General features: G+C 42.5%; 21 protein-coding genes and 1 pseudogene. 5 read left to right on the top strand and 17 right to left on the bottom strand.

Features of this window, described 5'->3' with window-relative positions:
- Positions 1 to 87: 87 nt before the first annotated feature.
- Positions 88 to 492, bottom strand: a complete 405-nt coding sequence (locus tag AC2D3N_RS11420) for a hypothetical protein (RefSeq protein ID WP_079677704.1) — start codon at positions 490 to 492, stop codon at positions 88 to 90.
- Between the two features lie 394 nt (positions 493 to 886).
- Between AC2D3N_RS11420 and AC2D3N_RS11415 the strand changes: the two genes are divergently transcribed.
- Positions 887 to 2,062, top strand: a complete 1,176-nt coding sequence (locus AC2D3N_RS11415; protein WP_079677703.1) for a response regulator — start codon at positions 887 to 889, stop codon at positions 2,060 to 2,062.
- Between the two features lie 37 nt (positions 2,063 to 2,099).
- Positions 2,100 to 2,987: an alpha/beta fold hydrolase gene (locus AC2D3N_RS11410; protein WP_079677702.1), complete on the top strand. Its 888-nt coding sequence runs from the start codon at positions 2,100 to 2,102 to the stop codon at positions 2,985 to 2,987.
- Between the two features lies 1 nt (position 2,988).
- Here AC2D3N_RS11410 and AC2D3N_RS11405 read toward each other — a convergent pair whose 3' ends face one another.
- The 13 genes and pseudogenes from AC2D3N_RS11405 to murC form a co-directional block, all read right to left on the bottom strand.
- A complete protein-coding gene (locus AC2D3N_RS11405) occupies positions 2,989 to 4,149 on the bottom strand; it encodes an amino acid ABC transporter permease (protein WP_484693637.1) in 1,161 nt (386 codons plus the stop codon).
- A gap of 176 nt (positions 4,150 to 4,325) precedes the next feature.
- The gene (locus tag AC2D3N_RS11400; protein ID WP_079677700.1) at positions 4,326 to 5,414 is read right to left on the bottom strand and encodes an amino acid ABC transporter substrate-binding protein; all 1,089 of its coding nucleotides are present in this window, start codon (positions 5,412 to 5,414) and stop codon (positions 4,326 to 4,328) included.
- Entirely contained in the window at positions 5,390 to 5,512 is a 123-nt protein-coding gene (locus AC2D3N_RS11395; RefSeq protein ID WP_200816710.1) for a hypothetical protein, read from the bottom strand. Before AC2D3N_RS11395 ends, AC2D3N_RS11400 begins: the two co-directional genes overlap by 25 nt.
- A gap of 7 nt (positions 5,513 to 5,519) precedes the next feature.
- Complete coding sequence (gene rdgB / locus AC2D3N_RS11390; RefSeq protein WP_079677699.1) at positions 5,520 to 6,125, bottom strand: RdgB/HAM1 family non-canonical purine NTP pyrophosphatase; 606 nt, start codon at positions 6,123 to 6,125, stop codon at positions 5,520 to 5,522.
- A 55-nt stretch (positions 6,126 to 6,180) separates the two neighbouring features.
- Positions 6,181 to 7,611 (bottom strand): phosphoglucomutase/phosphomannomutase family protein, encoded by a 1,431-nt coding sequence (locus AC2D3N_RS11385; protein WP_079677979.1) that lies wholly within the window; start codon positions 7,609 to 7,611, stop codon positions 6,181 to 6,183.
- A 144-nt stretch (positions 7,612 to 7,755) separates the two neighbouring features.
- Positions 7,756 to 8,445, bottom strand: coding sequence for a GTP cyclohydrolase I FolE (gene folE / locus AC2D3N_RS11380; protein WP_079677698.1), 690 nt, complete (start codon positions 8,443 to 8,445; stop codon positions 7,756 to 7,758).
- Between the two features lie 68 nt (positions 8,446 to 8,513).
- On the bottom strand, positions 8,514 to 9,239 hold the full coding sequence (locus AC2D3N_RS11375; protein WP_079677697.1) for an SDR family oxidoreductase: 726 nt from the start codon (positions 9,237 to 9,239) through the stop codon (positions 8,514 to 8,516).
- Between the two features lie 246 nt (positions 9,240 to 9,485).
- Complete coding sequence (accA, locus tag AC2D3N_RS11370) at positions 9,486 to 10,466, bottom strand: acetyl-CoA carboxylase carboxyl transferase subunit alpha (RefSeq protein ID WP_484693636.1); 981 nt, start codon at positions 10,464 to 10,466, stop codon at positions 9,486 to 9,488.
- Between the two features lie 228 nt (positions 10,467 to 10,694).
- Positions 10,695 to 11,186 (bottom strand): low molecular weight protein-tyrosine-phosphatase, encoded by a 492-nt coding sequence (locus AC2D3N_RS11365; RefSeq protein WP_079677695.1) that lies wholly within the window; start codon positions 11,184 to 11,186, stop codon positions 10,695 to 10,697.
- 67 nt (positions 11,187 to 11,253) lie between these two features.
- Positions 11,254 to 11,523: pseudogene (locus tag AC2D3N_RS11360) on the bottom strand (zinc ribbon domain-containing protein); the annotation flags it as partial.
- A gap of 305 nt (positions 11,524 to 11,828) precedes the next feature.
- Complete coding sequence (locus tag AC2D3N_RS11355; protein WP_079677694.1) at positions 11,829 to 12,176, bottom strand: YbaB/EbfC family nucleoid-associated protein; 348 nt, start codon at positions 12,174 to 12,176, stop codon at positions 11,829 to 11,831.
- Positions 12,177 to 12,301: 125 nt separating this feature from the next.
- Entirely contained in the window at positions 12,302 to 13,264 is a 963-nt protein-coding gene (gene murB / locus AC2D3N_RS11350; protein WP_079677693.1) for a UDP-N-acetylmuramate dehydrogenase, read from the bottom strand.
- 51 nt (positions 13,265 to 13,315) lie between these two features.
- The gene (murC, locus tag AC2D3N_RS11345) at positions 13,316 to 14,911 is read right to left on the bottom strand and encodes a UDP-N-acetylmuramate--L-alanine ligase (protein ID WP_079677692.1); all 1,596 of its coding nucleotides are present in this window, start codon (positions 14,909 to 14,911) and stop codon (positions 13,316 to 13,318) included.
- A gap of 361 nt (positions 14,912 to 15,272) precedes the next feature.
- On the opposite strand from murC, the gene thrC reads away from it, so the two are divergent.
- Both thrC and AC2D3N_RS11335 read left to right on the top strand, forming a co-directional pair.
- On the top strand, positions 15,273 to 16,577 hold the full coding sequence (thrC, locus tag AC2D3N_RS11340) for a threonine synthase (RefSeq protein WP_079677691.1): 1,305 nt from the start codon (positions 15,273 to 15,275) through the stop codon (positions 16,575 to 16,577).
- A gap of 64 nt (positions 16,578 to 16,641) precedes the next feature.
- A complete protein-coding gene (locus AC2D3N_RS11335; protein ID WP_079677690.1) occupies positions 16,642 to 16,917 on the top strand; it encodes a MoaD/ThiS family protein in 276 nt (91 codons plus the stop codon).
- A 94-nt stretch (positions 16,918 to 17,011) separates the two neighbouring features.
- Here the strand turns inward: AC2D3N_RS11335 and AC2D3N_RS11330 are convergent, their stop codons facing one another.
- From AC2D3N_RS11330 to AC2D3N_RS11320, 3 genes are all read right to left on the bottom strand, one after another.
- Positions 17,012 to 17,560, bottom strand: coding sequence for a hypothetical protein (locus AC2D3N_RS11330; protein WP_079677689.1), 549 nt, complete (start codon positions 17,558 to 17,560; stop codon positions 17,012 to 17,014).
- A gap of 319 nt (positions 17,561 to 17,879) precedes the next feature.
- Entirely contained in the window at positions 17,880 to 18,629 is a 750-nt protein-coding gene (rsmG, locus tag AC2D3N_RS11325) for a 16S rRNA (guanine(527)-N(7))-methyltransferase RsmG (protein WP_484693635.1), read from the bottom strand.
- 13 nt (positions 18,630 to 18,642) lie between these two features.
- Positions 18,643 to 19,326, bottom strand: coding sequence for an ABC transporter ATP-binding protein (locus AC2D3N_RS11320; RefSeq protein WP_079677687.1), 684 nt, complete (start codon positions 19,324 to 19,326; stop codon positions 18,643 to 18,645).
- A gap of 213 nt (positions 19,327 to 19,539) precedes the next feature.
- Here AC2D3N_RS11320 and AC2D3N_RS11315 point away from each other — a divergent pair, with 213 nt between their 5' ends.
- Entirely contained in the window at positions 19,540 to 20,568 is a 1,029-nt protein-coding gene (locus tag AC2D3N_RS11315; RefSeq protein WP_234996623.1) for a Sll0314/Alr1548 family TPR repeat-containing protein, read from the top strand.
- Positions 20,569 to 20,573: the final 5 nt, after the last annotated feature.

Raw genomic sequence — 20,573 nt, 5'->3', positions numbered from 1 at the left:
TTTTTTATGATGACTTTAAAATCTGGTTACCCATTAAAAAGGGGGGCTAGGAGGGATCGACTTCCCCATTAACAATTCATAAAAGTTCTAGGGAGACTTAACCAAAGGATTGCCACTAATAGTACCAATAGTGATGGTATACCCGGCTGTGAAGGTATTCGTTTGGGGTGTACCCAGAAGAGGATCATCTAATGTGTTGTAGCCAGAGCCTGTCGGGGCACCAATAGTGGTGAGATTGAGTGTTCCCGAAGTACCCAATGCAAAAGCCGAGTTCTGTAAACCATTGGCATTGGTAGCATCGTAGTTGAAAGCCTGAGCGGTGGCACTTTGTTTACCGACAGCAGCCGAAACCGCCACACCCGTAACCTTATCTGCAACAACGGTGAAAGCCGCCGAACCAGCTACGCCCCCTTCACCCGCACGGGCTACGGTAGATAATCCAAAGGAACCTAGCACAACGAGGCTACTAACTATCGCAAAACGACGTATCATGATGTTTTATCCTACTAAATTAAATCTCAAACGATGAAAGTGGAGCCCTATTTCATAATTTAGAAATAGATACTAAGTTTGTAGAAATGATTAAACAGAAAAACCTTTTGACTGACATTAAATCGTTCTAACTTCCGATTTTTTACTCCTGACCTTGTTAATTGTGTTGATTTACGACTACTGACTTAGAACTTCTAAACTGCACCCTTTCAATATTTTTATCATCGTTGATCACTCCTACGCTTGTCAGTCGGAAAAGTCGGATCTACAAAGTCGGAAAAGTCGGATAATTAGATTTTTCTGGCTAGAGTCGGTCATAAACTCACGCACAACTGTGATGATACTGATACCCATTTAACCCAACTACCGAAAACCGGATCACTCTTAGCCCGTCATGACTTTTGAAGAAACCCTCGAATTTGTAGAAACTACCCTAGACTCTAAAGCGGGTCAACCCCTAACACTTTCAGAAAAACAAATCCTCAAAGCAGCTTGGGATAATGAAAGCTACAGTAGCCTTGCTGAGAGCTTATATCTTAGTGTTGGTCATATTAAAGATTTAGCTTCCCTATTATGGCAACGTCTTTCCTGCGCCTTTGGGAAAAAAATCACTAAAAATAACTTTCGATGGGTAATAGAGGTGCATTGTGGCACATCCCCATCTTCTGAAGAAAAAATAGCAGAAACTAATCCTGACAAAAATGAAGACCCGAAAGGCAATATTTTAATTGTTGACGACCTGGTTGAAAACCTACATTTCTTAACAAAGCTATTAAATGAATATGGGTATATAGTCCGAAGTGTCAATAATGGTAAGATGGCATTAAGAACAATCCAAAAGACTCACCCGGATGTAATTTTGCTCGATATTATCATGCCAGAAATGAATGGATATCAAGTCTGCCAAGCTTTAAAATCTGATGAAACAACCTCAGATATTCCGGTAATTTTCTTGAGTGCGCTAAATGAAGTTTTCGATAAAGTCAAAGCTTTTCAAGTCGGGGGAGTGGATTATATTACCAAACCCTGTGAACCCAAAGAAGTGATCGCCCGTTTGCAAACTCAACTCATTATCCAACGACAAAAACAACAATTAAAAAAGCAAATCGAACACCATCAACAAACAGCAGAAATTCTCTACCAATCTCGTGCTTTACTGGCTAATTTATTAAATAGTTCTAAAGATGGAATTATGGCTTTACAAGCTGAAAGAGATATGATAACTAAAGAAATTAACGATTTTTACTGTTTAATCATTAATCCCGTCTTTGTTAAACTTTTAGATCAAAAACGAGAAGACCTTATGGGTAAAATCATCCCCAAAAAATTGCTCAATCAAGTAACTCCTACTCTATTTTATTCTTTGATTACAGTAGTTGATACGGGAGACGAAATCGAGAAAAGATTTTGTTGGGATAATGATCCGGCTCAGGCTTGTTTTTATTTGACTGCTGTAAAATTTGGAGATGGTTGTTCAATTAAAATTAGTCAGATTAGCAATTTTAAACTCCCTGAATGTGAGTGTAATCTGCAAGCCAATAATTCAGATAGCAAATTTAACTGGATCTGACTATATTCTCAGTGAAGTTTTATGATACGATGGTATCATGGCTACTATCGATATCCAGGGCGTAAAACACAGTTACGAATTGACATCACCAACCTCATCGGGTGATGTGCTGGTGTTTATTCATGGTTGGCTGCTGAGTCGTCACTATTGGCAACCCGTCATTGACCTGTTAGCCCCCGAATATCAATGTTTATCCTACGATTTACGGGGATTTGGGAATTCTCAATTGTTGGCGGGAAACCCATCACACGCCATCTATACCCCCATTTCCTACGCTGAAGATTTAGCGATTTTATTACAAACCCTGAAGATCAAAAATGCCTGGTTAGTGGGTCATTCCCTGGGGGGGACGATTGCTCTGTTAGGGGCGGATAAATTATCGGAACAGGTGAAAGGCGTGATTTGTATTAATGCCGGGGGGGGAATTTACCTGAAAGAAGAATTTGAGAAATTTCGTTCCGTGGGAGAAAAAATTGTTAAATTCCGCCCCCGATGGTTATGTTATTTGCCCCTGTTGGATTTAATCTTTACTCGCGCTCAAGTGTCTTGTCCTATCAAACAACGGTGGGGACGACAACGGTTAATCGATTTTGTTATAGCTTGTCCTGAAGCCGCATTAGGGGCATTATTAGATTCCACCACCGAAACCGAAGTTCATCGTTTACCGCAAGTGGTTTCCCGACTCGGGCAACCCGTTTATTTTATCGCAGGACGACAAGACTTGATTATGGAACCGCAATATGTTCGCTATTTAGCCAGCTTTCATTGGCTATTTCGTCAGGGGTATAATAATGTAATTGAAATTGACAATTGTGGACATTTAGCTATGGTAGAACAGACTAATATTGTAGTTGATCATATCAAAAATATTCTCAATAAGTGTTTGATTCTGAAAAAGATTGAAGATGATTTTATTGACCATTAATTTATCTTTCTTGCAACTGAACACTACGGTTTAATTGGTTCATTGCCAAAGAAATTAATAAATTAATGGTCAGGTAAGTTCCCATAATAATTAACATGACTTCAATCGCTTTTCCCGTTTGATTAAAAGTAGTAGTGGCAACATTATAGATATCAGCATAGGCAACGGCGATCGCTAAACTGGAGTTTTTTACTAAGTTTAAATATTGACTATTTAAAGGAGGTATAATCACCCGCAGGGCTTGAGGAAATACGACTAACTGCATGACTAAACCCGATTGTAAGCCCAAAGATCGCGCCGCTTCCCATTGACCTTTGGAAACAGATTGAATCCCGGCTCGCACAATTTCAGCAATATAAGCCGCCGTATAAACCACTAAACCGACTAAAAGTGTGGTAAATTCAATGGTAAGTCGTAATCCTCCTTCCATATTATTTGTTGTGGGATTAAATATTGGAGTTTGCCAATTTAATCCAATAGTTAATGTTAATAAAGCTATGATACCAATGATTCCCAAAGTGATTAATTGAGGTTGTCCCGATTCTCCCCTTTCTATCATAACTTTTGTGCGTTTTTTCCAGATAATTAGGGTGGAGATCGCACAAATCAATAACACCCCAAATCCAATCATTCCTTGAATTCCTGACGGCCAAGGTATAAAAATTCCTTGCTTAGACAGGAAAATTGAATTTAAAAACCTGAAACTTTCCTTGATAGGCGGAAGTTGAACAAAAACCCCATACCAAAAAACCAGTTGTAATAATAGGGGAGTATTTCTAACAATTTCGACATAAATAAACGATAATTTACGCAAAAGCCAATTATCAGAAAAACGGGCAATACCAACAGTAATTCCCAATAAAGTTGTGAGAATAATTCCAAAAAACATCACCCGCAAAGAATTCAATAATCCAGCAAATAAAACCCGAATATAAGGATCAGTTGGAGTATAGGGAATTAAACTATCAAGAATATTAAATCCTGCCGATGTACCTAAAAAATCAAAGCCAAAACCACTACCTGTTTTTCTCAGATTTCGAGTTAGGTTTCCTCCTAAAATAGCAAATACACTAACCAAAATCAAAATCACTAAAACCTGTAAGGCAATTCGCCAAAATCGTTCATCTCGCCAAAGGGGAATTTTTTGATCTGTGTTAGTCATAAAATCAGTTATCAGTAAACAGTAATCAGTTATCAGTAGGAGCGTGGAGACCTCGCCCATTCCAGCAATTAGGAATCATTAACATCAATAAAATCAAGATTTTGGTCATGAGAAACAACGTAACTACTTCTTAACTCTTAAACTGATAACTGATAACTGATGACTGATAACTGACTTTAGCGGAAGGGTGGAGAATACATCAAACCCCCATTTGTCCATAGGGCATTTTGTCCCCGGGGCAGTTTAAATTGTGAACCTTGACCTAAATTTCGTTCGTAAACTTCACTATAATTGCCAACTGCTTTAACTATATTAGCCGCAAAATCATTACTTAATCCGGCACCTTTACCCAGGTCACCTTCTGTCCCTAAAAATCGTTTAATATTGGGGTTCTCACTGGTTTTGAGTTGATCAACATTCCCTTGATTAATTCCTAATTCTTCCGCCTCAATTAAAGCATAAGTTGTCCATTTAACCACATCAAACCAAGCAGAATCATTATTAACTGTTACTGGGCCAAGGGGTTCTTTAGACATAGTAACATCCAAAAGAACATGATCGTCAGAGTTGGGGAGGGTACTACGACGGGCTACCAGTTGGGATTTGTCCGAAGTCATCCCTTGACATCGACCTTCTGCATAGGCTGCATAAGCCGGGTCAGCTTGTTGGAAGGTAACCGTTTCAGCTTTGACATTCCTTTGGCGCAGGGCATCGGTTAGGTTCAGTTCGGTTGTGGTTCCTGCCTCAACACAAACGGCCTTTCCTGCTAAATCTTCTAATTTAGTAATCCCGCTATCTTTGCGAACCATCATCCCCTGACCATCGTAGAATGTAGTTGGGGCAAATTCTAAGCCAACGGAGGTATCACGGCTAATCGTCCAGGTAGTATTCCGCGATAGCATATCCACCTCCCCCGATTTTAAGGCTTCAAATCGTTCTGTAGAATCCAAATTCCGATATTCCACCGCATTAGGATCACCAAAAACGGCAGCGGCGACGGCTTTACATATATCTACATCCAGACCCGAATATTGGCCACTTTCATTCACAAAGCTGAATCCGGGGATTTTGCCATCAACTCCACAGATTAGCTTTCCCCTTTGCTTGACAATATCAAGACGACTTTGACCTGTTCCTCCTTTAGTAGCCGTTGAGTTTCCCCCAGACGAAGTTGTACCAGTGTTGGTAGGATTCGATGATTCACAGGCTGTTAGGGATGCCACCGACAGTAAGATTGCTACTAGCAAAGAACCGCATTTGTGCATAGTTTTATATTGCTCGTGTATGAGTTAGGTAAGCTGAAAAGATTAAGTCCTGCCGTCAAAATGTTATTTGCTGCATTAATATCACGGTCATGGTGCATCCCGCAATTAGGACAATCCCATTCCCTTGTGGCAATTTAATAAAGCTTGAAGCTGGGGTAAAATACCTTGAAAGGCTTGCCCACGGTGGGAAATTTTATGTTTTAATTCCGCAGGCATTTGGGCAAAAGTCATGTTAACCTGGGGAACGTAAAAAATCGGATCGTAACCAAAGCCCCCGATTCCCATGGGTGCTTGTGTGATGCTTCCTTGACAAGTTCCTTGATATTCTACAGCAATGGAACCATCGGGACGGGCGATCGCCACCGCACAAACAAATTCAGCATTACGGTTAGGGTGATCTCCGAGTTCCTTGAGCAGTCGCACAATACATTCGGCTTCTGTAGGAGCATAACGGGCTGAATAGATTCCTGGCGCTCCATTTAAGGCTTCTACAGCCAATCCTGAATCATCAGCGATCGCCCATTCTCCCGTCGCCAATGCAACTTGGGATGCTTTTAAAGCTGCATTCTCAACAAAGGTTTTTCCAGTTTCTTCTATTTCTAAATCTTGAGGTTTAAGCTGCAATTCAATCTCTAAACCCTCCAAATAAGCCTGCATCTCCTTGAGTTTACCTGGATTTCCGGTTGCAACAATTAATGTTTTTTTTGTCATATTCCGATGCTAATAATTAACGGGTAGGGGCGAGGTCTCCTCGCCCTAATCCATGCTAAAACTGATTTGCCCAATCCTTCGCCCAGGCTAGGGTCTCTTGAACCCTATCCATGTCGGGAGCTTCACAATAAAGACGCAGGACAGGCTCTGTCCCACTGAAGCGAATTAATAACCAACGACTATCTGCAAGGCGATATTTATAGCCATCTACGGTTAAACAATCAACCACCGCCTGTCCTGCAATTTCCTGTAAAGGTTGATTCTTTAATTGTTCGACCAGGCGCGATCGCACATCCATACTCGCCAACGGTAAATCAATCCGATCATAGGCTGAATCAAAGCCCGTTTGTGCTTGTAAGCGTTGATAGGTTTGCGTCGGATCTTCCCCTGACTGCACCATGGCTTCTAAGACATACAGCGCCGATAACAACGCATCCCGTTCGGGAATATGGGTTCCATAACCCACTCCCCCCGATTCTTCACCCCCGACTAAAACTTCCGTAGTTAACATCCGATCGGCAATATATTTATAACCGATCGCCGTTTCATACAACGATAAATTAAATAATTGAGCAATTCGAGGAATTAAATCGGAACCACTCACGGTTTTAACGATTTCTCCGGTAAATCCTCGACGAGTGGATAAATGTTCAATTAATACGGGAATTAAAATTTGAGAACTGAGAAAATTGCCATTTTGATCGACCGCAGCAATGCGATCGCTATCCCCATCAAACACAAATCCAATGGCTAAACCCCCATTAGCAACGCGATGGGATTCTAATTGTTCAAATAATTTAGGAATATAACGGGGTAAAGGTTCCGGCGCCGTCCCGCCAAAATAAGGATCACGATCAGTATTAATTTCGTGAATATTATCTCCCAATAATTGGGTTAATCCTCCGGTCGCCGCCCCGTGCATAACATCAGCAAAAACCGTTAATTTTCCTTGATTAATTGCCTCTTGAATTGCCGGAATATCCACCTTAGAACGCAGGGTTTGGCAATAACTCGGCCAGGGATTAAACAGTTCTAAAGTTCCGGGAGTTGTCTGAAAAATTTGTGCTTGATCTAATAGGGCTTCAATTTGTTGGGTAATTTCTGGCCCCACCGAACCGCCAAAAGCACCTTTGACTTTTAAGCCTAAATATTTACCCGGGTTATGACTAGCCGTTAAAACAATCGCCCCTAAAGCCTTTTGTTCATAGGCGATTAAGGAAAAAGCCGGAGTTGGAGCATAGGTTTCACTGAGTTTGACATTAAATCCTGCTGCTTGGATGGCGACCGCCGCACATTGGGCAAATTCCTCGGCTAAAAAGCGCCGATCATAGCCCACAATAATCGTCCGGCTTCCGGTTGTTTCTCCATAGGTTTGATAGAGAATCTGAGCCGCAATGGGGGCGACTAAAGCCACTCGTTCAAAGGTAAAGTCCGCAGCAATCACACCGCGCCAGCCATCGGTTCCAAACTTAATGGGTTGAGGGATCATGAATTTTCAAGGTTAAAAGTGAACTAAGAACTAAGAATTAAGAATTAAGAATTATAGCTTTTAGGCTTTTTCTAGGATAAGTTAAATTTTTCTTAATTCTCAATCTTCAATTCTTAATTCAGCATTAATATCCCTAATTAGTTAAAAAAATGCGGGTTGGTGGCGAATCAAATTCAGGAATTCCTCACGGGTTTTTTGTTCATCTTGGAATACACCAACCATAGCGCTAGTAACTGTCCAAGACCCGGGTTTTTGCACCCCTCGCATCGCCATACACATATGGGTGGCTTCCATGACCACGGCGACCCCTTGGGGTTCAAGGACGGTTTGAATTGATTCGGCAATTTGGCGAGTTAAACGTTCTTGAACTTGTAAGCGACGGCTGTACATTTCCACGATCCGAGCGAGTTTGCTTAACCCAATCACTTTTTGATTAGGAATATAGGCAACGTGCGCCCGACCCATGAAGGGTAACATATGGTGTTCGCACATACTGAAAAAAGTGATATCGCGTACCAGCACCATTTCTTCATGACCTTCATCAAAAATAGCCCCATTCACCAAGTCTTCCAGGGATTGATTATAGCCACTGGTGAGAAAACGCATGGCTTCAGCTACCCGTTTTGGGGTTTTGAGTAACCCTTCCCGTTCAGGATCTTCACCCACTCCTAAAAGCATGGTACGAACAGCATTCATCATTTCCTCGTCACTCACCTCTGAATCGAGTTGGGAGTGGGTGCTTTGGCTATAGGATAAAGTCCGATCGGGTCGAATCGAAAACCCCGTCTTGTCCTCATTTTTGAGGCCATTGGTGTTGGATGAGATAGTCATGGTGTATCTTGAATCAAGGTTTAGAAACAACAAAGTTAAATGGTTTTAAAATCGATATTAAAAACGATTCAAAACGTGCCGATGCTTGGCATCAGGGTTAATTCTTCAATAACCGCAGCGGTGGGTAATAATGCCACATAGAGAATCGACTCGGCTACAATCTCTGGTGTCAGCATGGCAGATCGATCAAAATCAGCTTTAACGGTTTCGCTATCCCAGATGGGAGTATTCACAGAACCAGGACAGAGGGCTGTGACCCGAATTCCATTGGCCCGTTCCTCCATATTCAGGGTTTTGGATAGAGCCATCAAACCAAATTTGCTGACACAGTAAGCCCCCCAATGGGGAAAAACCTGTATACCAGCAATGGAGACTACATTAATAATGGTTCCACTTGCTTGATCCCGCATCCCAGGCAAAACTCCTTTGATACACTGGAATACGCTGGTGAGATTTAAGTCGATTACCTTTTGCCAATCGGCCAGGGATGTTTCGATTAAGTCTCCGGTATATCCCATCCCGGCGTTATTGACGAGGATGTTAACTGGGCCAAAAGCAGCCACAATACTATCGATTTGGGCATGAACTTGTTCGACTTTTGCTAAATCCAGGGGGAAGGCTTCCGCCTCCACTCCCAGATTGCGGGCTTCTTCGGCTACAGACTCTAAGCGATCCTTTTGGCGACTGACCAATGCAATATCAATCCCGGCTTTAGCAAAGGCCAGGGCTGTTGCCCGACCAATTCCGCTACTAGCTCCTGTGATCAAGGCTCTTTTTTGCATGGGAGAAGTCATCTTTTAAGTGGTCGGCCATGGGACTAAAACTGATGTCACAAATCTGTAAACGGCTTAATCTGAGAAATTTGTAAAGATTTGTTACTATCATCAGTATATCACTAAAGGAATTTAGGATTAGGGATTTTAGATTTTTGTTGAACGCCCCTCACAAAAAAATTTTTTTTCCCGTCAAGTTCTGAAGATTAACGGCCACTTGGTTAATTTCTTGAATAATGTCTTTTTCTCCCTGGTATTCTCACTGGCTTAAACCTTGACTTCTGCAAAAATTCCAATATTTCTAAATTTCTGATAGCGCATTGTTTGACGCTGCCCGGATGTTAGAGCCAGAAGTTCTCCCAAAGATTGAATTAAAGCCTTTTTCAGTAGTTCTGCGGCTTTCAAGGGGTTGCTGTGGGCACCTCCCTCGGGTTCAGGGACTACCTCATCAATAATGCCTAGTTGTTTGAGATCTTTGGAGGTAATTTTCAGGGCTTGGGCAGCTTGGGGGGCTTGACCTGCATCTTTCCACAAAATGGCGGCGCAGGCTTCGGGGGTGGCTACGGTATACACCGAATGTTCTAACATTAGCAGTTTTTCACCCACACCAATACCTAAAGCTCCACCGGAACCACCCTCACCAATAACAGTACAGATAATCGGAACCTCTAAATCAAACATTTCTCGGAGGTTATAGGCGATCGCTTCGCCTTGGCCTAGTTTTTCGGCGTCCACTCCCGCCCAAGCCCCCGGAGTATCAATAAAGGTGATAATCGGCATCCCAAAGCGGTTAGCGTGTTCCATCAGGCGCATGGCTTTCCGATAACCTCCGGGGGCGGCCATGCCAAAATTGCGGGCAACATTATCTTTGGTATCCCGTCCTTTCTGATGACCGAGGATAACTACGGGTTGTCCCCCTAAACGGGCCACACCACCCACTAAAGCCGGATCGTCATAGCCCCGGCGATCGCCATGCAGTTCCATCCATTCATCGGTTATGGCTTGAATATAATCCAGGGTACTAGGCCGACGGGGGTGGCGAGCCAGTTGTAGCCGTTGTAAGGGAGATAAACCACTGAAAATTTCCTGTCGCAGTTGACTAGCCCGGGCTTCAAGTTGTTGAATTTCCTCGGACACATCCACACCATTTTCATTCGCTAACTGACGAATTTGGTCAATTCGGCTTTCTAGTTCAACTAGAGGCTTTTCAAAGTCAAGGAGAATTGGTTTTCGATTAGAATTAGCCACACTCAAAATTACTGTTACACAGGGTAAATATTATTTCTAGTATTTTACCGGAAAATCACCGGACGTTTGATTCCTAAATTGCTCGGAAATTATTCAGGTCAATATGGACTGTCACAAATGTCCCTGTTATAGTTTCTGGCTTAAAAACCATCGATCCCAGCCTCATTCACAAATTAATGGCTCTGGGAATTATGCGTAGAGATGTTCTGATTCAGAAACTTGACATTTCTAGGGTTGAGTTTCTAATTTTTGTTCTTTAATAAGGAACTCTAACAAGCCCTCACAGGAATCTAATAATAAATCAATCACCTGATTGAACCCTTCCCTCCCTCCATAATAGGGATCGGGAACTTCTTTGAGGTTATGATGGCGACAAAACTCACACATCAACTTAACTTTATGGCGATATTTTCCTGAAGGATCAAGATGGAGAATATTTTCATAATTCTCTTGATCCATTGCCAAAATTAAATCAAATAGTTCAAAATCATCTCGCCTAAATTGACGTGCTTTTCCCGTCATTGTAATTCCCCTTTGGTTGGCAGTTTGAGTCATGCGTTGGTCGGGGGAATTGCCAATATGATAACTAGATGTTCCCGCAGAGTCACAAACAATGCGATCGCTCAGATTTGCCTGATCAATTAAATGATTCATAATATTTTCCGCCGCCGGAGAACGGCAAATATTACCAAGACACACAAATAATAATTTGTAAGGCATAAGTAAAGAATTTAACTCAAAACTCGAGACCCCAAATCAGAGATCTGACAATTGACACTCCCTTTGCCTAAAGGCGTGGGGATTCTTTGTTCATAGAGCTAACTTGCTCGAACAGGATTTCGACCGCCTGAGCAGAGGTCAATTCTCCCAAAGCGTTGCTTGCGTACTTCGCAAAAGTTCCCGTATGCCCTACGGTACTCAACCCTCGACTCAGGATATTTCTAGCTGCATTTTCATCTCTATCCATGACACAACCGCACCTACAAACATGGGTTCTAGTGGATAGCGTTTTCTGAACAATTTCACCGCAACTAGAGCATTCTTGGCTGGTATATCGACACAGAGCGGACAAATTGTGCTGTACGAATTGCTTCCTTTACTGCTTCAATCTGACTGGCTTTTCCGTAAGTTTTGAACTCAAATACTAACATTGCCTTACCTCTCGCCTGATTTCTTATGCTATATCTTTGGGCACAAGATTGGCTGATATTTTAACAAAGGTTTACAATAAAAAGCCTAAGTAGAACTTAGGGGTTTTAAACCCATTTTTCCGATAATTTGTTCTACCTTTAACCTAAAAACACAGCCAGCGAGGACGCTGGCACTGCCTTGTTTGAGGTTTATGGGTTATTGCTGTACACTCTAACCTAACCCGGGTAAATTCAAACCCCCGGTCAGTTCTTCCATCCGTTCGCGCATGGTGGCAGTGGAGTTACCATAAGCTTCCTGCATGGCAACCAGAACCAGATCAGAGATCACCTCAGCGCCCTCGCCTAAAACATCCGGTGAAATTTCCACCCGACGGGGTTCTTGGTTTCCACTGAGATATACCTTAACTAAGCCCCCCCCCGCTTCCCCCAAAATTTCCAACTGATCCAGGTCTTCTTGGAGCTTTTTTGCCCCTTCTTGAACTTGCTGCGCCTTTTTAAACGCTTCAGCCAGTTCCTTCATTTTGCCCAGACCGAAACCAAATCCCTTTTCTTGTGTCATAGTTTGTTCATCGAGCGCTGAAAACGCTTTGTATAGTCAAGATAAGTAAGCTATAGTAGCATTTTTTGGCGGATCAACTGCATTTTGGGGGAGGAGATCGTCCCTGCCGCGATCCGCATTGGGAATCAAAACCCGTGGAAATCCCCCATAATTCTCACCTCGGGTTCCAATAAAAACGACCAACGCCGTTCAACTTGTTCTTGAACATGACGAATTAACGAAAAAATATCACTGGCCGTTGCCCCCCCACAATTGAGAATAAAATTAGCATGGCGCTCGGCTACTTGAGCTTGACCAATGCTGTAACCTTTTAAACCCGTTTGTTCAATTAACCACCCCGCCGTTTTCAGACCAGGGTTACGGAAAACACTGCCACAACTGGGTAGATGATAGGGTTGGCTATTGCGACGTTGATTAAAATGGGCGGTTGTATCAGCGAGAACCTTTTGCGGATCATGACCGGGTTCCAACTGGAAAGTGGCTTGAGTCACAAACCGATCGCCCCCTTGCAAAATCGAGGTGCGATAGCGATAGGCTAAATCTTCCGGGGTTAAAACTTGTAATTCCCCAGACTTGGATAGGACATGGGTATGGACTAAAATTTCTGCGGTGCAGGATCGGTGGGCACCTGCATTCATTACCACCGCCCCCCCCATGGTTCCGGGGATGCCCACGGCCCATTCTAGTCCCCGCCATCCTAAACGAGCGGCTTTCCAGGCTAAACGGGGAAGGGAGGTTCCCGCCCCGGCAGTCAGTAACCCCGTTTCTGAATCAAAGTCAACATGACGCAGGTGACGAGTCGCAATCACTAATCCAGATAACCCTTGGTCACTAATTAATAAATTTGATCCAGCCCCGAGGAGGGTGATCGGTAATCCTTGAGTATCAGCCCATAAGAGAGCTTCTTGAAGTTGTTCTACCCCCTTAGGCGCGATGTACCACTCGGCTGGCCCTCCGACCCGAAAGGAGGTGAAGGTGGTTAAAGGAACTAAAGATTGAATCAAACAGTCCGTTTCAGGTAGGGCTAGGTCGTGGGGCTCAGAGCAGTTTGTTTGACTGGGGGAGTCATAAGAGAGTGTCATGACCATATCAAAATGAATACCTTAGAACTTGGATGTAAATCACCGATTGCAGATAAATCAGTCCATTAAGCGTGAGAAGCACCCTGGCTCAGTCCCAACCGTGTTCTGGGAACCCTGATAAAATTCCATCACCTCTGGAATAATTTTATTGAGGTTACCCGCACCGAGAAATATAGCTAAATCACCGGGCTGTAGGAGTTGAGCCAAACTGCCCTTAACGTCATTCATAGAGGGCTGGTACAATACTTGAGGGTGGTAATCACCAATCAAGTCTGCGACTTTCTGGCCATCAATGTCCCAGATATTCGGTTCTCCGGCACTATAAATTTCGGTCAGAACTACCACATCGGCATCGGTGAAACACTGAGCGAAGTCTTGAAGAAAGGCATGAGTTCGACTATACCGATGGGGCTGAAAAATAGCAACAATACGCTGAAGGTGGGGTTGGGTGTTTAAGGCACTGTCTTGCATCCGCAGACGGGCAGCGGCGAGGGTGGCGCGGATTTCACTCGGATGATGGGCGTAGTCGTCCACAAACAGGATGTTATTAAAACAGCCTCGATGCTCAAAACGACGTTTTGCCCCTTCAAAGTCTGCTAATGCCTTGGCTATGACGGAAAACTCTAGGCCTAACTGCCGTCCTACCGCGATCGCAGCTAAGGCATTGCTGAGATTATGTTGCCCGAGCAACTTCAACTCTAGTTCTCCGAGGAAATTGCCTCGCTCCCAAACCGGAGCTAAGATCCCATTGGCACGATATTCCACATCCCTGACTTGGTAATCGGCATCGGAGTCAGGATTTAAACTGTAGGTGATCCCGGGTTGGATTTGCTCCCGTACCGTTTCACAATCAATGCAGGCTACTAAGGTTTTACAGTTGTGTTCAAAGATTTTGAAGGTATTGATTACCTGTTCTAAGCTTTCGTAGTGATCGGGATGGTCTAACTCAATATTGGTAATTACACCAATTTGAGCCTTGATTTTGACGAGGGAACCGTCGGATTCATCGGCTTCCGCCACCATATAGGGCCCTTGACCCATGCGGGCATTGCCCTCCCAGGCATTGACTTCTCCCCCAATTAAAATGGTGGGATCAAGACCTGCCCCCAGCAACATCATGGCAATCATGCTGCTGGTGGTGGTTTTGCCGTGGGTTCCAGCCACAGCAATACTTTGATAGTCTTGAATTAAGGCAGCTAGTAAATCGGAACGATGAAAAATCGGACAGCCTAACTCCTGAGCGGCTTGATATTCTAAATTTTCAGCACTAATGGCGGTCGAACAAATAACTTGAGGTAATTCCATCCCCGGGGTGTTCTTTCCCTTGCCATTTAAACTTTCGACTTTTACCCTAGCTAGGGCAGTTTTCAAGCCATTTTGAGTGGCGGATAATTCTAGTTCCGTTGCAGAACTTGGCTTTTGATTCCCTTGATTTGGGGATTGTTTGACATACTCAAAATTGCTTGCCTGTTGATGGCAAAAAATTTGGGCGCCTAAATCTTGCAGGCGTTGAGTAATATGGCTGCGTTGAATATCCGAGCCATAAATAGGTAGCTTTCGCTTCGCTAGGATATAGGCTAGGGCTGACATTCCAATCCCGCCGATCCCGATAAAGTGAAAAGGCCTGCCACTGAAATCTACAGAAATTGGCATCAATTACTCCTCATCACACCACACCACACCAATAACACGCGACATCATATCAAGAATTGTTTTTTACCGATACTCCCTGTGCCACATTTTTCAGATGGCATTTTGCGCTAATATCTTTAAATTTTAGGCAAATTGAGTCTTATCAGTAGTTGTATACTATATACCCCTAGGTTTGTAAATCACCGGATTCTCACCAAATCGATCAAGGGATTCAGGAGGCGGAGCGGTGAGTCCTAAACCTAGCACCGTTGCATCTCATTTAATCCCGACAAAAAAGGTCGGGTATTGTTGACGACATTTTCTGGGTTGTGATACCTTAATTTCAACACCGCAGTATCAGATTCACAGTGGAGAACAGGTCATGACTCAGGCAACAACCAACAACTTAACACTCACTGGCGCTACCTTTGACAAATTAAAATGTAAAGAGTGTGGCGAAGAATACGCCCCCGAAGCCAAGCACGTTTGTGAAGTCTGTTTTGGCCCCTTAGAAGTTCAGTACAACTATGACCTGCTCCGCCAAACCGTGACTCGCGCTACGATTGAAGCTGGCCCCAACTCGATTTGGCGTTATCGGAAGTTTCTGCCTGTCGCTACTGAGAATGTGATTGATGTCGGTACTGGGATGACTCCCCTGATTAAGTCAGAACGGTTAGCCCGTCGTCTGGGTTTAAAGAATCTGTATATTAAAAACGATGCTGTGAATATGCCCACCCTCAGCTTCAAAGATCGGGTGGTGTCGGTTGCCTTGAGTCGCGCTAGAGAATTAGGATTTTCCACGGTTTCCTGTGCCAGTACCGGAAATTTGGCCAACTCCACGGCCGCCATTGCCGCCCGAGCGGGTCTGGACTGTTGTGTGTTCATTCCAGCAGATTTAGAAGCGGGTAAAATCCTGGGAACTTTAATCTACAACCCGATTTTAATGGCTGTTAAGGGCAATTACGATCAGGTCAACCGCCTCTGTTCAGAAGTGGCTAATACCCACGGCTGGGGATTTGTGAATATTAACCTGCGTCCCTACTATTCTGAAGGTTCCAAAACCCTAGGTTATGAAGTCATCGAACAACTGGGCTGGAAATTACCTGACCATATTGTGGCCCCCATTGCTTCGGGTTCCCTGTTTACCAAAATTCATAAAGGCTTCCAAGAATTTGTCAAAGTGGGTTTAGTTGATGACAAACCCGTGCGTTTCAGTGGTGCTCAAGCGGAAGGTTGTTCTCCCGTTGCTACGGCGTTTAAAGAAGGACGGGATTTTATTACTCCGGTTAAACCGAATACTATTGCTAAATCCATTGCTATTGGCAACCCCGCCGATGGAGTTTATGCTGTTGAATTAGCGAATAAAACTAACGGAAATATTGAATCGGTTAATGATGAAGAAGTGATTCAAGGAATGAAATTATTGGCCGAAACCGAAGGTATTTTTACAGAAACCGCCGGGGGAACAACTATTGCGGTTTTGAAAAAATTGGTGGAAGCGGGTAAAATTGATCCGGAAGAAACCACCGTTGTTTATATTACGGGGAATGGCTTAAAAACTCAAGAAGCCATTCAAGGTTATGTCGGTGAACCCTTAACCATCGAACCAAAATTAGAAAGTTTTGAACGGGCAATTGAACGCGCTCGCACTTTAGACCGTCTGGAATGGCAACAAGTGTTAGTATAGGTTTAAAATCGTCTAAAACGTTTCTACTCAACCCAAACCATTAATTTATCGTCCTGTTGAACCTATGACCGTTAAAGTTTTAATTCCCACACCCCTGCAAAAGTTTACTAATAATCAAGCAACAATTGAATGTACAGGTTCTAGCGTTTCTGAATTAATTGATTCCTTAGAAGTTAGTTGTCCAGGGATTAAAAAAAGTCTCTGTGATGATAGCGGAGAGCCACGGAGATTCTTGAATTTCTATGTGAATAGTGAAGATATTCGCTTCTTAGAAGGAACAAAAACCGAACTGAAGTCTGGGGATGAAGTTAGTATTGTTCCGGCGGTTGCTGGTGGTTGATTCAGTTGAAATATTAATAGAAATTTTCCTAAGACATGGTTTAATACCATGTCTTTATTTTTTATATTATAATTAAAATTAGAGATTTCTATATTCATGCCGATTGATACTCCTCAAAATCATTAAAGCGAGACTTGATAAATAGACCTTCAGAAAACTGTTGAACATAATTGTGAAAAGAATCTGAACTTAACACATCTGTCATCTGCATTGCCCATTGATTTAAACCCACAACTAAATTAATGATTTCATATTTTTCAGTCTCATCCATGAGTTTATGGTGATAGTTTGAATGGGAAATCGTTTCTGAATTTCCCAAAACGGTTTGGCAAAAATAGATCATTTTATCCAAATAAAAACGAATCCGATTTAAAGCCCAACTATCAAAATTAGCTTGATTCATTCTGGTGACCATCCGATGACAACTGGTTTCCAAACATTGAGCCGCATCTTGTATCAGAGCGATATATTTCGAGGGAGACTGAGACGATTTTTTCTGTTGGCTCAGAGAAACTTGAAGTAAATAAGATGAGGATGCAATAATAGAAACAGGAGTTCTTAAATAATGATGAATTTCGGTGATCATCTCCTGAACAGTGGTAAAGTCTTGCTCTAAATTTAAGACTAGATTTAGCGGTGGCATTGGCTCACTCCTCCTGATTTACTCAATCTAATCATCGGGGATTGACCCCAAAAACCCAGTGAAGTTAATCTCCTAACTTCGATGAGCTTGATCACAAGCTTCTGTGATGTTGGTACATCTGAAATAATAGTTTAAAATTGAGCTAATGTTGTGACACAAATCACAGAAGGGGGAATAGGCTTTTTCAGTTATCCTCGGCAATCGGTGATGGATAATGGGTAATGGGTAATAGGTAATAGGAGTTCAATATTTTATATCTTCCTAATTGCTTAATTTTATATCTTCCCAATTGCCTATTCCCAATTGCCTATTCCCTCGATTACAAGGGTTTTTGACCTGGAATACCAATAGGGCGGGGATATTGTTTAGCCGTGGGTCTGACTTTTTTTAAATATAAACAATGGCGAATACTTTGGGTTAAAGGTGTGGTAAACCCATCCACAGATTCTAGCACTCCCCCTAACTGTTTAACCGCCGAGATTAACTGTTGTTCTTCTTCCGGTGTCCAATGACCGCGATAGAGAATTGCCGTCCCTCCCACCTTTAATAAAGGCAGTGCATATTCAGCACTAACTGAGGGAGGAGCAACGGCTCTTAATAGGGCAAAATCGTAGGATTCTCGATGTTTTGGATGTTGACCAAGAGCTTCCGCCCGACCCACCCAAGGAATGGTATTATTGATCTTTAATTCTTCTAAAATGGTGGTTAATGCCGTAATTTTTTTCCGAGTTGAGTCTAAAAGGGTGACGGAAGATTCCGGGAAAATTACAGCCAAAGGGATGCCAGGAAAACCCCCACCTGTGCCAATATCAATAAATTTTGTCCCCGGGGATAGGGAATTTTTTTCTGATAATAAAAAAGAAATTCCTCGGAGGGAATCCCATAAATGTTTTTCCCAAAATTCTTGGGGTTCAGTCAGGCGAGTTAGGTTAAGCTGTTGATTAAACTGAATAATTAACTCAAATAATTGTTGGAATAAAATCTGTTGTTGGGGAGTGGGTTGCCAATTTAAGGTTTCTTGCCAAACGGCAGTCATATCAGGTAATTGGGGAGAGGAAATTTCATTCATAATTGACTCAAAATTAAACGGGAGGAGAAGCGGCAATTTTTTGTTTTTCTGCGATTGCCATGGCATTGACATCTAAGGGGGTTAAATGACCATGTTTTAATGACCAACATCGGTCAGCCAAACCTAATAATTCTCGGGCATCATGGGTAACGACTAATAACGTCCAATGTTTTTTTAATTTACCTAATAAACTAATCAATTGTTGTCGCATTGACCAGTCTAACCCGGCGGTGGGTTCATCTAACATCAGAATATGGGGTTGACGAATTAATTGTACTGCCAAAGCTAGACGTCGTTGCTGTCCCCCACTAAGAGAATGGGGCGCAATCTGTAAAGATAAATGGCTTAGTCCCACTTCCTCTAAGGCTTTATCAACCTGTTCTGCATCGATTTCGGGATGACCCAGGCGCAATTCCTCTAAAATTGTTCCGCCACAAAAATGTCGTTCTGGAAATTGAAACACTAAACCCACCAGTTGTTGTAGGTGTTCTGGGGTTAATTCTTGCTCCCTCCAGCGAATATTTCCCTGGGTTTTTGTGGCCAAACCCGATAAAATCTCTAGTAGTGTGCTTTTCCCCGATCCACTAGGCCCAATAACCAGTCCCATTTGCTGCGGTGCCAATTCTAAGTTAACTTGGGTTAAAATCGAGTTGTCACTAGCGGCGGGATGATAAACTAAGTTTTTGATATAAAGCATCGGAAAAATATAGCAGGGAACAGGCAACGGGCAACAGGGGATAAGACGTTAATAAATGATAGTCCAACCCAGAAGCGAGGCAAAGGCAATGGTCAAATCACTAATTACCTTAGATTATAACATATTTATCAGTCATCAGTTGATTGATTAACAGTTAACTTTTTGTGTTTTTCCAATTCAATCACTCCTTAGCTGTTTACTCATTGATTAAAAATGATGATTTATTCTTATTTTAAAAACCCAAAACTATTTCTGAAAAAATTTATCCTAGGAATTAATACAGGTTTAATTGTATTTAGTTTAGGGATAAATCTTGTTTTTGCTGCTGATCCCTTCCGTAAAAATGATCCTCGTCCGATTGGAAATCAAACGGAATCTGCTTTTAAATCCATGTTTGCCCAGGGGAATTATAAACAAGCCAAGGAATATTTGGAACAAGCGCAATCTCAAGAACCGAATGAACCTTTAGTTTATGCTCTTTTGGCTTCTTTAGCTTACCAAGATCAGGATTTTACGGCTTTAAAAACCTATGGTGATAAAACCCTAGAAACTGCCAAGTTATTGAGTACAAAAGATCCTTTACGCGGGAATCTCTATGTGGCGGTCGGTTTATTTTTACAGGGAGGCCATACTTTAGTCACTGAAGGTACACTCAAAGGTGCTCCTAAAGCACTCAACAAATTACAAGAGGTGTTAAAGTTTTTAGATGTCGCTCAAAAAATTGATTCTCAAGATCCCGAACTCAATTTAATTCAAGGTTATATGGATTTATTATTGTCCTTAAATCTTCCCTTTTCTGACTCTAACAAAGCAATTAATAAATTAGAAAAACAGGCGGAACCTCGTTATTTAGTCTATCGAGGAATTGCCATTGGCTACAAAAATTTAGGTCAACCGGATCAAGCCTTAGCTTATACAGACAAAGCCCTATCAGAAGCTCCTAACCATCCAGAAGTATTATATTTAAAGGCGCAAATCTTAGCTGACCAGGGGAAAAAATTAAAAACAGAAAATCAAACCACAACCCCGGCCCAGCTAAAAGAAGCTCAAAAATATTTTACTCAATCTTTGGGTCAATCCGATCGACTTCCTAAACGATTAGTGGCTCAAATATTTTATGAACAATGCAAAAATTTAAACCGAATTGATAATCAAAGCCGTCCCTGTGATCCCTTGCGAGATACAATTAAAAATGCCAATGGTCTTTGGGGGCCAACTGCCAATCAATTACCACCATTATAGCTTTT

Source organism: Planktothrix sp. PLAVEN19ND (genome assembly GCF_057220675.1).
This window is presented reverse-complemented; position numbering and strand designations above follow the sequence as displayed.